Source organism: Pelagibacterium limicola, from assembly GCF_015694405.1.
Classification (GTDB): Bacteria; Pseudomonadota; Alphaproteobacteria; order Rhizobiales; family Devosiaceae; genus Pelagibacterium; species Pelagibacterium limicola.
Window position 1 is genome coordinate 311505 of sequence record NZ_JADQDB010000006.1, and the last position, 14385, is coordinate 325889.

A 14385-nucleotide genomic window follows, 5' to 3' on the forward strand; every position below is an offset into this window, starting at 1 on the left:
CTGGAGAGGTGAAGATTCGATTGGTTAAGAGACGGCCCCGCAAGGACCCTCATAGCGAAAAACTCTCGCCGAGATAAACCCGTCTGGCGTCCGGATCGGCCATGATCGTCTCGGGCCGGCCCTGGATCATGACCCGCCCCCCGTGGATCAGATAGGCGCGATCCACCAGCCGGAAGGTTTCGCGCACCTGATGATCGGTGATCAGCACCCCGATGCCGCGCTGGGTCAGCTGCCGGACGAGCCCCTGGATGTCGGCGACCGCGATGGGATCGACGCCCGCAAAGGGCTCGTCGAGCAGCATGAACTTGGGGTCTGCAGCCAGCGCGCGCGCGATCTCGACACGCCGTCTTTCACCCCCCGAGAGCGCCAGCGCATCGGCATCGCGCAGATGCGAGACGGAAAATTCCTCGAGCAGCGCATCGAGCCGCGCAAGGCGTTCCTTCTTGTTCCGGATATGGCCCTCGAGCACGGCCAGCACGTTGTCCTTGACGCTCAGTCCCCGGAAAATCGAGGCCTCTTGGGGGAGGTAGCCGATGCCGAGCCGGCCGCGCTGATAAAGCGGGAGATGGGTGATCGGCAGCCCGTCGAGCAGCACCTCGCCCTTGTCGGGCGGCACCAGCCCCATGATCATGGTGAAAACCGTCGTCTTGCCCGCCCCGTTGGGCCCGAGCAGCCCCACTGCCTCGCCCCGTCGCACGGCGATGGAGACGTCGCGCACCACGACGCGCTTCTTGAAGCTCTTGGCCAGCCCGTGCGCGACCAGCCAGCCGGTCTGGTCGATCTTGCCGCTCATCCGCCGCCCGGGGTGAAAACGCCGGTCACGCGGCCGCCTCCGCCCGCCCCGCCCGAAAACGAGGAGGTGCCCGCACGCGTATCGATGACCAATCGTGCGCTCTCGACGGTCCCCGAAGCGTTGACGACGACCACATTGCCCGTGAGCGTCAGTGTCCGGGAGGAAAAATCGTAAAAGGCTTCATCGCTCTCGGTCGTCTGGTCGTCAAAAACCATATGGACGCGGCCGCCTGATGCGGTGAAATTCTCGAGATCGCCTGGCCCGCCCTCGCCGTAAACGGCGAGAACCTGGGGCGCGCGCATTTCCATTGTGCCCTGAATGATGAGGACGTTGCCGGTAAACAGCGCAGTGTTCTCGTCCTCGACGATCTCGAGCGCATCGGCGGTAATGCTGACCTGTTCCCCGGCCTGGGTCGAAAGCCCGCCAAACCCCGAGGGGTCCGAGGCGGTTTGCGCCAAGGCGGGCGCGGCGGCGAGCAGAAGTGTAAATGCAGCGGCGTATACGGATTTCATTGACCGGCCTCCTCGGCGAACGGGTCGCGCTCACGTCCATCGTCGGGCGCCGGGATCATCTCGAGGCGCACCCCTTCAAATTGCCAGATCGCGGCGCCCATGTCGTGCACCATCGTTGCCGCATCGAGCCGGTTCCCGCCTTCGAACACGAAATGCACCGGGCCATCGCTGGTGATGACCTGGGACGGCCAATCGATCTCGATACCGGCCAGAATCCCGCTCGCCCCGGTGGAATCGGCGACATGGACATCCTCGTTGGACACAAGGCGCTCCTGGCTCATCGTCCATTGCGCTGTCGTGAATCCGACCCGCGCGCTATAATCTGCCCCGTCGGACAGATCGATCCGGAGGTCGTAGAGATCGGCAATATCGAGGTTCCCGATCCGGCTTTCGGCGCGATCCGCCGTCATCCTGTAGACGGTGCCCGTTGCCGTACGTCCATCAAAGCGGGGCGCATCGATCACCAACGTATCCGCATCGAGCCGGATCCCGGCGATTGGGAAGCTATCCGCCAGCGTTGCGAAGACAACCTGGACAATGGGGACCGAGAGGATCGCGACGACGATCACCGGCACGGCCACCCGCAACATCCCGATCCGGCGGTTGTGCCGGGCAAGTCGGGCGTAAATGGCGTGCCGGATCTCCGGGGTGGCGGCGCTCATGGGCGTTTGCGCTCAGCTATGGGCAAAAATATCGGTTTCGGACCAGCCGGCCAGATCGAGCCGCACGCGCGCGGGCAGGAAATCGAAGCACGCCTGCGCCATTTCCGCGCGGTTTTCGCGCAACAGCATCCGGTCCAGATGCCGCCGCAGGTCGTGGAGATAGAGCACGTCGGAGGCGGCATAATCGAGCTGGGCCTGGGTGAGTGTTTCCGCGCCCCAGTCCGAACTTTGCTGCTGCTTGCTCATGTCCGCCCCCAGGAGTTCGCGCGCGAGATCCTTAAGCCCGTGCCGGTCGGTATAGGTGCGCACAAGCTTGGAAGCGATCTTGGTGCAATAGGCGGGTTCGGCCATCACCCCGAACGCGGTATAGAGCGCGGCGAGATCGAAACGCGCAAAATGAAAGAGCTTGGTCACCTCCCGATTGGCGAGGAGCGCCTTGAGATTGGGCGCGTCGGTCTGGCCCGGCGCGATCTGGACGACATCGGCGGTGCCGTCGCCGGGTGAAAGCTGGACCACGCACAACCGGTCGCGGGCCGGGTTGAGCCCCATCGTTTCGGTATCGATGGCCACCTGGCGGCCATAACGGGAAAGGTCGGGCAGATCGCCCTTGTGCAGCCGCACGCTCATGATCGTTGTCGGTCTCCGGCAAGAAAGGATCGAGGGGCTTGATGCCACAGGCAAAGCCCCTTTGCCTAGAGCGGCAGCGGCGAAAAGCGGCAATTATGCATTTGAGGATGGTGCCCAGAAGAAGACTCGAACTTCCACTCCCTTACGGGAACCAGCACCTGAAGCTGGCGCGTCTACCAATTCCGCCATCTGGGCAACGGCGCAACTCACTAGAGGGGGGCCGGGGGTTTGTCAATCCGGCCTGCGCTCCCGAGGGCACGATTTGTTTCAGAACGAAGCCCCGTCCCAATGGGTAACGGCGGCAGAATCGTAGCTGGCGCCCTCAAGGCAGCTGACGTTGACCATATAGAGCGCATTGCCCGAGCCGTCTTCACCGCTGGCGAACGCCTCGATCCCACACACCGAGCAGAAGGTGTGGTTGATCGCCTTCGTGTTGAACCGGTAGCTGGTGAGCCTGTCGGCCCCGCTCGACAATACGAACTTTCCGGCCGGAACCGATTGCATCGTCCAGCCCAGCCGGCGGCAGCGCGAACAATTGCATTGTGCGGGGCTTTCGAGTGCTGTTTCCACCGAAAAGCGCACCGCCCCGCAATGGCAACTTCCTTGGTAAACGTGTCCCGCCATAGGCATTCTCCTCCCGTCGCATAGAACAAAAGTAGAACATCGGGATCCATGGAGTCAAGGGCCCCGCGGCATCAAAGTCATTGAACCGCGGCGGGCGCAGGGCTAAAAGCGGCAACGGACAAGGCGCACAGCAAACGGCGGGGAAATTTCCATGAGCGAAACGGGCAAACTGGTAACGGTCTTCGGCGGCTCGGGCTTTGTCGGTACCCAGGTGGTTCAGGAACTTGCCCGGCGCGGTTACCGCGTTCGCGTGGCGGTTCGCCGCCCTGACCTCGCGGGCCATGTGCGCATGTATGGCTTTCCCGGGCAGATCCAGCCGGTCCAGGCCAATCTGCGTTATCCGGATTCGGTTCTGGCCGCGGCGCGCGGCTCTTCGGTCATCGTCAACCTCGTGGGCATCCTGTTTGAAAAAGGCGGCCAGAAATTCCGCGCTGTCCAGACGCAAGGTGCCAAAAATGTCGCCGAAGCCGCCAAGGCCGTAGGCGCCCGGCGGCTGGTCCATATGTCGGCGATCGGCGCGGATGCCGATTCGCCATCGGCCTATGCGCGCTCGAAAGCGGCCGGGGAAATCGAGGTCCTCAAGGCTTTTCCCGGAGCGGTGATCGTCCGGCCCTCGATCATCTTCGGACAGGGCGACAATTTCTTCAACCTGTTCGGCATGCTCGCGCGCATCTCGCCGGTTCTGCCCCTCATTCACGGCGATACGAAATTCCAGCCGGTCTATGTCGGCGACGTCGCCCAGGCGATCGCAAATCTGGTCGATGGTACCGGCAAGGCTGGCGAGACCTACGAGTTTGGCGGACCCGAGATCGAGACCATGCGTGGCGTCCTTGACCGGGTTAAGGCCGAAACCCGCCGCAACCGTCCGCTTCTTCCCCTGCCCGCGGGCCTGGCCAGCGTTTCGGCATCCGTCCTGGCCTTGCTGCCGCGGCCGCTCCTCACTCCCGATCAGGTTGCCCAGCTTGCCCGTGACAACGTGGTGTCTGCCGAGGCGATCAGGCAAAAGCGGACGCTTTCGGGCCTGGGCGTTGCGCCCACCGCGATGGATGCCGTGATACCGACCTATCTCTGGCGCTTCCGCAAGCACGGGGAGTTCGACCGCCAGATCGAGGCCTAGTGTTAACAATCGCTTTACCGACATTCGCCAATTGACGGCAAAAAGCGTCTGGCGGGCACAAAAAGACCTTGATTGAGGGGCATGAGCGGCCCTTATTCCGTCAAGGAGCGTTTTCGGGGAGAGTGGGAGCCACTTTTCCGGTTCGAAAGCGCTGCCCGAGAAAGACGTTGCGTCCCGATTCCAGGTTTTTGGTGAGCGAACGACCCGCCCATGCCACAGCTCCTGCATCATAAGCTCGATCCCAATTCGCGTATTGTCCGCCTGATGCTGGCCGAATACGGCATCGAGGTCGAGCTGGTCGATACGGCGCCCTGGCGGCGCGACCCCGATTTCCTCGATATCAATCCTGCTGCGACGGTTCCGGTCATGCTCGATGAGCCCTTTGCGCCCATCGTCGGCATTCTCGCGGCCATCGCCCACATCGAGGCCAATTTCGGCCCGGAGAATCACGTCGAGCCATTGGTGCCCGAACATCCCGGCCAGCGCGCCGAAACCTGGCGGCTCGTTGAATGGGTGCTTTTGAAGCTCAATACAGAAGTGACCGCCTATCTCCTCGAGGAAAAGCTGATCAAGCGCGATCTGCGCTCGGGTGCGCCCGATCCGGCGGTCCTGCGCATCGCCAAGGCCAATCTCAACGAACACCTGGCTTATTTTTCCTGGCTGCTCGCCACCCGCCGCTGGCTGGCGGGCGACGTGATGACCGTCGCCGATTTCGCCCTCGCCGCACATTTCTCGATTCTCGACTATATGGGGGATATCGACTGGGCCAAGGCCGGCGAAGCCAAGGACTGGTATGCGCGCATCAAGTCGCGCCCGGCCTTCCGCCCGCTCCTGCTGGACCGGATTGTTGGAATGCCCGCGGCGCCGGCCTATGCGGACCTCGATTTTTGAGCCGATCGGCTGCAGCGCTGATCGCTGAACTGCGCGAACGCGCGCGGGCACTCGGGTTCGACGCCTTCGGCATCGCTTCGGCGTCCGCCCGTCCTGACCTCGAAGGCAAGCTGCTCGCCGCACTTGACCGCGGATGGCATGGCGGGATGGAGTGGATGAGGGAGACCGCGCCGCGTCGCGCGCGTCCCGAAAACCTCTGGGCGGACGTCAAATCGGTCATCATGGTCGGGATCAACTACGGGCCGGAAACCGATCCCATGGAGCGGCTGGCCGACAACGGTCTCGCCAACATCTCGGCCTATGCCCGGATGCGAGACTATCACGACGTGGTCAAGGGCAAGATCAAGGAACTGGCCGGGCTCCTGGCCCGCCGTGCCGGGGCGGAGGTCAAGGTTTTCGTCGATACCGCCCCGGTGATGGAAAAGCCGCTCGCCGAAGCGGCAGGCTTGGGCTGGCAGGGCAAGCATACCGTGCTTGTCTCGCGCGAATTCGGCTCCTGGCTGTTTCTCGGCGCGATCTTTACGAGCGCCGAGTTGCCCGCGGATGCGCCGCATCCCGAAAGCTGCGGCCGATGCACGCGTTGCCTCGATATTTGTCCCACAAACGCCTTTCCCGCACCCTTCCAGCTCGATGCCCGCAAATGCCTTGCCTATTATTCGGTCGAGCATAAGGGGCAGATCCCCGTTGAGATGCGCGAACCGATGGGGAACCGCATCTTCGGGTGCGACGACTGCCTTGCCGTGTGTCCGTGGAACAAGTTCGCCTCAAAGGCCCGCGAGGCCAAATTGCAGGCGCGCGCCGATCTCGAACATTTCGGGCTTGCCGATCTTCTCGCACTCGACGACGCTGGCTTTCGCTCGCTTTTTTCGGGCACGCCGGTGCGGCGGCTGGGCTGGGTGCGGCTTATGCGCAACGGGCTGGTGGCCGCGGGCAACAGCGGGGACCGGCGTCATGTCGGGCGCGTTGAATCCTTTGCAGATCACCCTGAGCCGCTGATCCGCGGCATGGCGGCCTGGGCGCTCAAAAAGCTCGATCCGGAAAGGGCCCGGATGCGCAAGGCCCGGGCGCTTGCGAACGAAACCGATCCGGAGGTGACGGACGAATGGCTGGCATGAACGTTCTGGTCTTTGGCGCGGGATTTTCCGGGCGCGCCGCAATCGCCGCCATATGGCGCCATTATCCCGACGCAACGGTCGCGGGAACGACACGCGACGTGGAAAAGGCTGCCGCGCTCGAGGCTTCAGGCATCGAGACACATGTCTTTGATGGCAACGTTGATACCGCGCTTGCCGCAGCGATCGGACGCGCGACCCATATCCTCGCATCGATCGCCCCCGGCGCGTCCGGCGATCCGGCGCTCGAAGGGGCGGCGCATCTCATCGAAAAGGCCCAAAGACTGTCATGGATCGGCTATTATTCGACCATCGGGGTTTATGGCGATGCCGGTGGGGAATGGATCGATGAAACCTTTCCGGTGGAAGCCCACAACCCCCGCATCGGCTGGCGGCTTGCGGCTGAAAGCGCGTGGGCGGAACTGGCGGCTCGGCTTGGCATCCCCCTCGCCATTCTGAGGCTGGGCGGAATCTACGGGCCGGGGCGCTCGGGGCTCGATAAACTGCGCAACGGAACCGCGCGGCGGATCGTGAAGCCCGGGCAGGTCTTTAACCGCATCCACAGCGAGGACATAGGCGAAATCACCGCGCTTGCCGCGGGCAAAAAGCTTTCCGGAATTTTCAATATCGTTGACGACGAACCCGCACCGCCGCAGGTTGTAATCGCCTATGCTGCCGGTCTGCTCGGCCTGGAGCCGCCTCCTGAGGTCGATTTCGAAACCGCCGATTTGCCGCCGCTGGCCCGTTCCTTTTATGAGAACAACCGCAAGGTGAGGAACGAGAGGATCAAGGACGCGTTGGGCTACACCCTGCGCTATCCGTCCTACCGCGAGGGCTTCGGCGCGATCCTGGCCGATGAGCACAGGCGTTGACGGAAGCAAAAGAGAGGCTTATCTGCCCGGCATGGCAAAAAAGGCAAAAACATCGGCACCCTCCCAGCGCATGCTGCGCGTCGGCGAACGCGTACGTCACGAGATTTCAGCGCTGCTGTCGCGGGGCGAGATCATCGACCCGCTGATCGAAACCGTTACGGTGACCGTGCCCGAAGTGCGCATGACGCCCGATTTGCGCATTGCCAACGTCTATGTGATGCCCCTTGGCGGGACCAATGCCGAGGACGTGGCCAAGGCGCTCAACGCCCATGCCCGCTTCATCCGCGGCAGGGTGACCCCCGCCCTCGATCTCAAATACGCCCCCGAATTCCGCTTTTTCGTCGACACCACGTTCGATGAGTACGGCAGAATCGACGCGCTCTTGCGTTCCGAGCGGGTCAAGCGCGATCTCGACCCGCGCGACGACGAAGACAACTAGAAAGAAGCGTGCCATTGAGCGAGAATAAGCAAAAGCGCCAGAAGCGCGATCTTTCCGGCTGGCTGGTCTTCTCCAAGCCCTATGACATGTCTTCCACTGAAGCTGTGGGCAAGCTGCGCTGGCTCTATGGGGCCAAAAAGGCCGGCCACGCCGGGACCCTCGACCCCCTCGCGACCGGCATCCTCCCCATCGCCTTTGGCGAGGCGACCAAGACAGTCCCGCATGTGCAGGATGGCACGAAGGTCTATCAATTCGATATCGCCTGGGGCGCGCAGACCACCACCGACGATATGGAGGGCGAGGTGATGGAAACCTCCGAACACCGCCCCGATCGCTCGTCGCTCGAAGCGGTGCTGCCCCGGTTTACCGGCACCATTACGCAGGTGCCGCCAGCCTTTTCGGCCATCCGCATCGGAGGTGAGCGCGCCTACGATCTCGCCCGCGCCGGCGAAAAGCTGGACATGCCCCCGCGCGAGGTGGAGATCGACGGCATCGATATCCTGTCCCATGGACCGGACCGGACCCGGCTCTCGGTCACCTGCGCCAAGGGCACCTATGTGCGCGCCCTGGCCCGCGATATTGCTCTGGCGCTCGGGACCCGAGGCCATGTCGGCGCGTTGCACCGCGCGCAGGTCGGCCGTTTTTCCGACGAGAACGCCATAAGCCTTGCCGAAATCGAGACCGTCGAGGGCGCGGCGCGCGATGCCCTGCTCCTGCCTGTAGCGGCGGGCCTCTTCGACCTTCCCGAAATCAGGGTGGACGACCGTCAGGCCGCCACAATCAGGTTGGGCAATCCCGTGCTTCTTGCCGGCCGGGATGCCCCTGTTTCACTCGACGAGGCCTGGGCCAGCTGCCGCGGGCAAGCGGTTGCCTTGGGTATGGTCGAACACGGCCAGTTCAAGCCCAGGCGTGTAATCCTTTCCAGTGCTTAGCCGTTCCGCTCTTTACCCGGGCGCATCAACGGGTTACGTCTTGTGCGTTGCGAGTTGCATATGGCGGGACCGGGAGGAGCAATGAGCGCTCCAACAGCTGAGACTATTGCGCCTCCAGACAAGGACGGCGCAGCGACCCGCACGGCGCCGCACCGCCGGTCGTACCCGGTTCTGGTCTATCTTATCGTCCTCGTGGGGATGATTGTCGTTCCCATCCTGGGGTTTACCGCGGTGCTGCTCCAGCGCCACAACGTTGCTCAGGAAGAAGTCGTCGAGACATTCACGGTCGCCACCACCCGCTCGGTCGTGCAGGCAGTGGAACGCGAAATCTCGGGCATGTTCTCCACCTTGCGTGTCCTCGGCCGGGCGCAATCCTTGCTGGAGGGCGATCTCGAGCGGTTTCACGCCCACGCCCAGTCCGCTCTCAGTGGCACCGGCTCCTTCCTCATCGTCATCGATGCCAATCTCAACCAGCTTCTCAACACGCGCGTGCCGTTCGGCACGTCTTTGGGCAAGATCGCGGACCCGGAATCCGGAAACCGCGTCTTTTCGACGACCGATGCCATCGTTTCCAACCTGTTTTGGGGTACCGTAGCCGAGCAGTTTGTTTTCAATGTCCTGATGCGGCGCCAGCCGCCTCACGACAACCAGGCGATCATCCTCACCCAGAACGCGGCCGGACTTTCCTCGGCGCTCCTGACCCGCGAACTGCCCGATGGCTGGCATGTGGCGCTGGTCGACGGGAACAACCGTGTCATTGCCGCCTCCCAGGACAGTGCCGAAACGGGTGACACGCTTTTCCTCCCGCTCCTGGAATCGTCCGGCACCTCGATGCGCTGGCGCGAGCGGGAAATCGGGGGCGAAAGCTACAGAACCATTACCCAGCGTTCGATCCTGACGGGATGGTACGTGGTGGCCTGGGCGCCGGTCTGGGTCGTCCAGCAACCCTTGCGCTCTGCGCTCCTTTGGCTGCTCGCCGGCGGAGCCGCGCTCATCGGCATCGCCGCGATCGGCGTCTTCATCCTCGCGCGTCGGATCGCGCGTTCGGTGCACGGGCTGGCGCGCGAGGCAAAGCGTCTCGGCACGGGCGCCGATATCGAGCCGACCCATTATCCCGTCCATGAACTCTCCCAGGTCTCCCAGGCGCTGGCCGATGCCGCGCGCAAACGCAAGGCCGCCGAAACCGAGGTGCGGTTCCTGCTGCGCGAACTGGCGCACCGCTCCAAGAACCAGCTCACCGTTATTTCCGCGATGGCCAAACAGACCGCGCAGGGCGCCGAAACCGTGGCCCAGTTCGTTGAAGGCTTCCAGCACCGCATCTACGGCCTTGCGCGCTCGACCGATCTCCTGCTCGCGCACGGCACCCAGGGCATCGGTTTGCGCGATCTGATCCGGACCCAGATCGATCCCTTCAGGCCCGAGGATCCCGCGCGCGTCACCAAGACGGGCCCCAACATCCTCTTGAACATTCAGTCCGCGCAGGTGCTGGGCATGGCCGCGCACGAGCTTTCCACCAACGCGTCCAAGTATGGTGCCTTTTCGGTTCCCGACGGACGGTTGGTGGTCAACTGGAACCGCGCCGGCGGCGGCCGGCTCCACGTCTCCTGGCGCGAACACGTCCCCGGTTTCACTCCGCCCCAGGAGCGCAAGGGGTTCGGCACCGTCGTCCTCAAGACGATGGTCAGCGGGGCGCTCAAGGCCGATGTCGAGCGCATCCTGCACGAAGACGGCATCGAATGGGTCTTCTCAATCCCGCTCGCCGAAATCGATCCCGACCGCCAGCCCGTCGGGATCGATGGGACCCCCGGGGACAGTGAGGATTGATAGGGTTCGGGGCGAAATAAGGCTTCTCTTTTTTGGACTTTTGCCCTATAGGGACGCCCAGTCGGAGCGGGTTTTTCCGCACCGGCTTTAATTGACCATACCTGGACGGCATCCCGGCTATGGCGACTTTTCTCCTGATTTGAAAGGATATCCCGATGTCGATTACGCCCGAGCGCAAGGCTGCGCTCATCGAAGAATATGCAACCAAGGCCGGCGATACCGGCTCGCCTGAGGTGCAGGTCGCGATCCTCACCGAACGCATCAACAACCTGACCGATCATTTCAAGTCCCACGCCAAGGACAATCACTCCCGCCGTGGTCTCCTGAAACTCGTTTCCACGCGCCGCTCGCTGCTCGACTATGTCAAGCGCGGCGACGAAGCGCGGTACCAGAGCCTGATCGAACGGCTCGGCATCCGCCGCTAGGCCAGAATTTACCGATGCGGGACCGGCCACCGGCCCCGCATCTTCGTTTCCGAGCTCCGCTCTTGGGCAAGCCCTCGTGCCTGTCTGGTCTGGAGATGCGAGAAACGAGTTCACGGAGCATTCCGGCATGGGGCCGGTCTGCTTGCACAAGGCCGGACAAAAGGTCCGGTGCAACTGGCCCTGGCGCCCCCTTTGGGGCATGGCAGGATCGCCGGGGACTTCGAGAGCAGATGCTGTCCGGAGTCCCTCGCCGTCTTGTCCATGTTCCGTCCCGAGGGCGACACGGCCCATATGCGTTCCCTTGTTTTCCGGTGCCGGCCCGATGCCAGGCACCGACGAAGGGCGCATCGAAAGGACGAAAAGCCAATGGCTATCAACTTCGATTATCACAAGGTCGAACTCGACTGGGGTGGACAGCCCCTGACCCTCGAGACCGGCAAGGTCGCCCGTCAGGCCGACGGCGCCGTGGTCGCAACGCTCGGTGAAACCGTCGTGCTCGCGACTGTCGTCTCGGCAAAGGAGCCCAAGGCGGGCATCGACTTCTTCCCGCTGACGGTCAACTACCAGGAAAAATATTTCGCTGCCGGCAAGATCCCGGGCGGCTATTTCAAGCGCGAAGGTCGTCCGACCGAGGCCGAGACGCTCACCTCGCGCCTGATCGACCGGCCGATCCGTCCGCTGTTCCCGGCGGGCTACAAGAACGAGACCCAGGTGATCATCACCGTGCTCCAGCACGACCTGGAAAATGAGCCCGACGTTCTTGCCATGGTTGCCGCCTCCGCGGCATTGACCATTTCAGGCATCCCCTTCATGGGCCCGATCGGCGCGGCGCGCGTGGGCTATATCGACGGCGAATATGTGCTCAATACAGCAATCGACCGGCGTTCGGATTCCAAGCTCGATCTCATCATGGCCGGGACCGCCGATGCGGTTCTCATGGTCGAATCTGAAGCCAAGGAGCTCTCCGAAGAGGTGATGCTGGGCGCTGTGATGTTCGGTCATCAGCAGAGCCAGAAGGTGATCGACGCGATCATCAAGCTTGCCGAACTGGCCGCCAAGGAGCCGCGCGATTTCGAGCCCGAAGACCAGTCGGCCCTCGAAGCGGAAATGCTCGGCTTTATCGAGACTGAACTGCGCGACGCTTACAAGAACACCGACAAGCAGACCCGTTATGCTGCGGTCGATGCCGCCAAGGCCCGGGTCAAGGCCCACTTCCTTCCCGAAAATGGCGAAGGCAAGTACACCCCCGAACAGGTCGGCGCCGTCTTCAAATCGCTGCAGGCCAAGGTGGTGCGCTGGAACATCCTCGACACCAAGACCCGAATCGACGGCCGCGACCTCGAAACCGTCCGCCCCATCGTTTCCGAAGTCGGCGTCCTGCCCCGCACCCACGGTTCTGCGCTCTTTACCCGCGGTGAAACACAGGCGCTGGTCGTCGCTACCCTGGGCACGGGCGATGACGAACAGTTCATCGATTCGCTCGAAGGCACCTACAAGCAGAACTTCCTGCTCCACTACAACTTCCCGCCCTATTCGGTCGGTGAAGCTGGGCGCATGGGTTCGCCCGGTCGCCGCGAAATCGGCCACGGCAAGCTCGCCTGGCGCGCGATCAACCCGGTCCGCCCGTCGGCCGAAGAATTCCCCTATACGCTGCGTGTGGTTTCCGAGATCACCGAATCCAACGGTTCGTCCTCGATGGCGACCGTTTGCGGCACTTCGCTGGCGCTCATGGATGCGGGCGTTCCCATGAAGAAGGCTGTCGCCGGTATCGCAATGGGCCTGATCCTTGAGGGCGAGAAGTTCGCCGTCCTCTCCGATATTCTCGGCGATGAGGATCACCTGGGCGACATGGACTTCAAGGTCGCCGGCACCGCCGATGGCGTGACGTCCCTTCAGATGGACATCAAGATCGCCGGTATCACCGAGGAGATCATGAAGATCGCCCTCGATCAGGCAGGTCGCGGCCGCAAGCACATCCTCGGTGAAATGGCCAAGGCCATCGATACCGCCCGTTCGGAAGTGGGCGAATTCGCGCCGCGCATCGAAACGATCAAGATCCCGACCGATAAGATCCGCGAAGTGATCGGCACCGGCGGCAAGGTGATCCGCGAGATCGTCGAAAAGACCGGCGCCAAGGTCAATATCGAGGACGACGGCACCGTCAAGGTATCGTCCTCCGACGGCAAGCAGATCGACGCGGCCATCAAGTGGATCAAGTCGATTACAGACGAGCCGGAAATCAATGCCATCTACCAGGGCACGGTCGTCAAGACCGCCGATTTCGGGGCCTTCGTCAATTTCTTCGGCTCGCGTGACGGGCTTGTCCACATCTCCCAGCTCGCAGACCAGCGCGTCGGCAAGACTACCGACGTCGTCAAGGAAGGCGATAAGGTCTGGGTCAAACTCCTCGGGTTCGACGAGCGCGGCAAGGTTCGCCTCTCCATGAAGGTCGTCGACCAGGAGACCGGCAAGGAAAAGACCAGCGAAGGCGCCGAGGACGCCGCCGAATAAGGCGTTTCGGCAGTTAGGCATATATCGGGCCCGGCGGATTTGTTGTCCGCCGGGCTTTTTTGTCTCCCGGTGTCGGCGTTCCGCATTTTGTTCCGTCGTTATAACATCGGCAACACATGGCCGCCGGAGGGGCGGCGCCACAAGGGAGAAAGACCATGCGCTTTATGGTGATGATCAAGGCTTCGCCCGACACCGAAATGGGAATCGAACCCGAGGAGGGTCTGCTCCTCGCGATGGGCAAATACAACAAGGACCTGGTGAAGGCGGGCGTGATGCTCGATGGCGCCGGGTTGATGCCTACATCGAAGGGCGCGCGGGTGCAGGTGAGGGACGGCGTGCCGCTCGTGACCGACGGCCCCTTCACCGAAATCAAGGAAGTGATTGCCGGGTTCTGGATATGGAACTGCGGTTCGCTCGCCGAAGCCATTGAATGGGTCGCCAAATGTCCCATTGCCCACGGCCAAGACCGCTTCGAAATCCGCCAGCTTTTCGAGCTCGAGGATTTCGCCACCCAAGGCGAAGGCTACGACCAGCACAAGAAGGTCGAGGCAGAGCTCGCAATGCGGGAAATGGGGGCCTGACCATGCCGCACGTCACCTCTGCAGATGGCACCACGATCGGCTACGAAACTCACGGCTCCGGGCCGACGTTGATCCTTGTTTCCGGGGCTACCCAGTACCGTGCTGTCGACGAAGCAAGTCCCAGGCTTGCCGCGCTCCTTGCCGATGCCTATACCGTGGTTCTTTATGACCGGCGCGGGCGTGGCGAGAGCGGAAATACCAAGCCCTATGCGGTCGCGCGCGAAATCGAGGACATCGAAGCGCTGATCGATGTCGTGGGCGCGCCTGCAGTGCTTGCAGGGGGATCTTCCGGGGCCGTGCTTGCCATCGAGGCGGCGGCGGCCCTGGCTGGAAAAGTGTAAGCTGCAGGTGCTTTCGGGACATCTTCTTTTGAGATTATAGTTTTTCGCGCAGCACCTCGTAAGGGGTTTTTCCGTTGAACGCGCCGTGAGGCCTTGCGAAGTTGTAGAAGCGTTCCCATTCA

General features: G+C 62.8%; 16 protein-coding genes, 1 tRNA gene and 1 pseudogene. 11 read left to right on the forward strand and 7 right to left on the reverse strand.

All coding sequences use genetic code 11. The annotated features are described in order from the left end of the window. Positions 1 to 49 precede the first annotated feature (49 nt). The 6 genes from lptB to I2G20_RS14355 form a co-directional block, all read right to left on the reverse strand. Positions 50 to 886, reverse strand: coding sequence for an LPS export ABC transporter ATP-binding protein (gene lptB / locus I2G20_RS14330; protein WP_425502648.1), 837 nt, complete (start codon positions 884 to 886; stop codon positions 50 to 52). Continuing rightward, positions 790 to 1305, reverse strand: coding sequence for an LptA/OstA family protein (locus I2G20_RS14335; protein ID WP_196260406.1), 516 nt, complete (start codon positions 1303 to 1305; stop codon positions 790 to 792). The genes lptB and I2G20_RS14335 overlap by 97 nt, the downstream gene beginning before the upstream one ends. Then, positions 1302 to 1967 (reverse strand): hypothetical protein, encoded by a 666-nt coding sequence (locus I2G20_RS14340; protein ID WP_196260407.1) that lies wholly within the window; start codon positions 1965 to 1967, stop codon positions 1302 to 1304. The genes I2G20_RS14335 and I2G20_RS14340 overlap by 4 nt, the downstream gene beginning before the upstream one ends. 12 nt (positions 1968 to 1979) lie before the next feature. Further along, positions 1980 to 2594 (reverse strand): ribonuclease D, encoded by a 615-nt coding sequence (locus tag I2G20_RS14345; RefSeq protein WP_196260408.1) that lies wholly within the window; start codon positions 2592 to 2594, stop codon positions 1980 to 1982. Between the two features lie 108 nt (positions 2595 to 2702). Beyond that, positions 2703 to 2789, reverse strand: a tRNA-Leu gene (locus I2G20_RS14350). 72 nt (positions 2790 to 2861) lie between these two features. Continuing rightward, entirely contained in the window at positions 2862 to 3218 is a 357-nt protein-coding gene (locus I2G20_RS14355) for a GFA family protein (protein ID WP_196260409.1), read from the reverse strand. Positions 3219 to 3369: 151 nt separating this feature from the next. Between I2G20_RS14355 and I2G20_RS14360 the strand changes: the two genes are divergently transcribed. The 11 genes from I2G20_RS14360 to I2G20_RS14410 all read left to right on the forward strand — a co-directional run bounded on the left by I2G20_RS14360 (position 3370) and on the right by I2G20_RS14410 (position 14263). Then, positions 3370 to 4335 (forward strand): complex I NDUFA9 subunit family protein, encoded by a 966-nt coding sequence (locus I2G20_RS14360; protein WP_196260410.1) that lies wholly within the window; start codon positions 3370 to 3372, stop codon positions 4333 to 4335. Positions 4336 to 4545: 210 nt separating this feature from the next. Continuing rightward, positions 4546 to 5226, forward strand: a complete 681-nt coding sequence (locus I2G20_RS14365; protein WP_196260411.1) for a glutathione S-transferase family protein — start codon at positions 4546 to 4548, stop codon at positions 5224 to 5226. Beyond that, on the forward strand, positions 5223 to 6341 hold the full coding sequence (gene queG, locus I2G20_RS14370; protein ID WP_207747641.1) for a tRNA epoxyqueuosine(34) reductase QueG: 1119 nt from the start codon (positions 5223 to 5225) through the stop codon (positions 6339 to 6341). Before I2G20_RS14365 ends, queG begins: the two co-directional genes overlap by 4 nt. Then, positions 6329 to 7210 (forward strand): Rossmann-fold NAD(P)-binding domain-containing protein, encoded by an 882-nt coding sequence (locus I2G20_RS14375; RefSeq protein WP_246473091.1) that lies wholly within the window; start codon positions 6329 to 6331, stop codon positions 7208 to 7210. The genes queG and I2G20_RS14375 overlap by 13 nt, the downstream gene beginning before the upstream one ends. A 31-nt stretch (positions 7211 to 7241) precedes the next feature. Beyond that, entirely contained in the window at positions 7242 to 7649 is a 408-nt protein-coding gene (rbfA, locus tag I2G20_RS14380; protein WP_196260446.1) for a 30S ribosome-binding factor RbfA, read from the forward strand. 14 nt (positions 7650 to 7663) lie between these two features. After that, positions 7664 to 8581 (forward strand): tRNA pseudouridine(55) synthase TruB, encoded by a 918-nt coding sequence (gene truB / locus I2G20_RS14385; protein WP_196260412.1) that lies wholly within the window; start codon positions 7664 to 7666, stop codon positions 8579 to 8581. An 81-nt stretch (positions 8582 to 8662) separates the two neighbouring features. Next, positions 8663 to 10405, forward strand: a complete 1743-nt coding sequence (locus I2G20_RS14390) for a sensor histidine kinase (RefSeq protein WP_196260413.1) — start codon at positions 8663 to 8665, stop codon at positions 10403 to 10405. A 155-nt stretch (positions 10406 to 10560) separates the two neighbouring features. Continuing rightward, on the forward strand, positions 10561 to 10830 hold the full coding sequence (rpsO, locus tag I2G20_RS14395) for a 30S ribosomal protein S15 (protein ID WP_196260414.1): 270 nt from the start codon (positions 10561 to 10563) through the stop codon (positions 10828 to 10830). A gap of 366 nt (positions 10831 to 11196) precedes the next feature. After that, on the forward strand, positions 11197 to 13341 hold the full coding sequence (pnp, locus tag I2G20_RS14400; RefSeq protein ID WP_196260415.1) for a polyribonucleotide nucleotidyltransferase: 2145 nt from the start codon (positions 11197 to 11199) through the stop codon (positions 13339 to 13341). Positions 13342 to 13496: 155 nt separating this feature from the next. Then, on the forward strand, positions 13497 to 13922 hold the full coding sequence (locus I2G20_RS14405; protein ID WP_196260416.1) for a YciI family protein: 426 nt from the start codon (positions 13497 to 13499) through the stop codon (positions 13920 to 13922). A 2-nt stretch (positions 13923 to 13924) separates the two neighbouring features. After that, positions 13925 to 14263: an alpha/beta fold hydrolase gene (locus tag I2G20_RS14410; RefSeq protein WP_196260417.1), complete on the forward strand. Its 339-nt coding sequence runs from the start codon at positions 13925 to 13927 to the stop codon at positions 14261 to 14263. A gap of 34 nt (positions 14264 to 14297) precedes the next feature. Here the strand turns inward: I2G20_RS14410 and I2G20_RS14415 are convergent. Next, a pseudogene (locus I2G20_RS14415) lies at positions 14298 to 14385 on the reverse strand (IS481 family transposase); the annotation flags it as partial.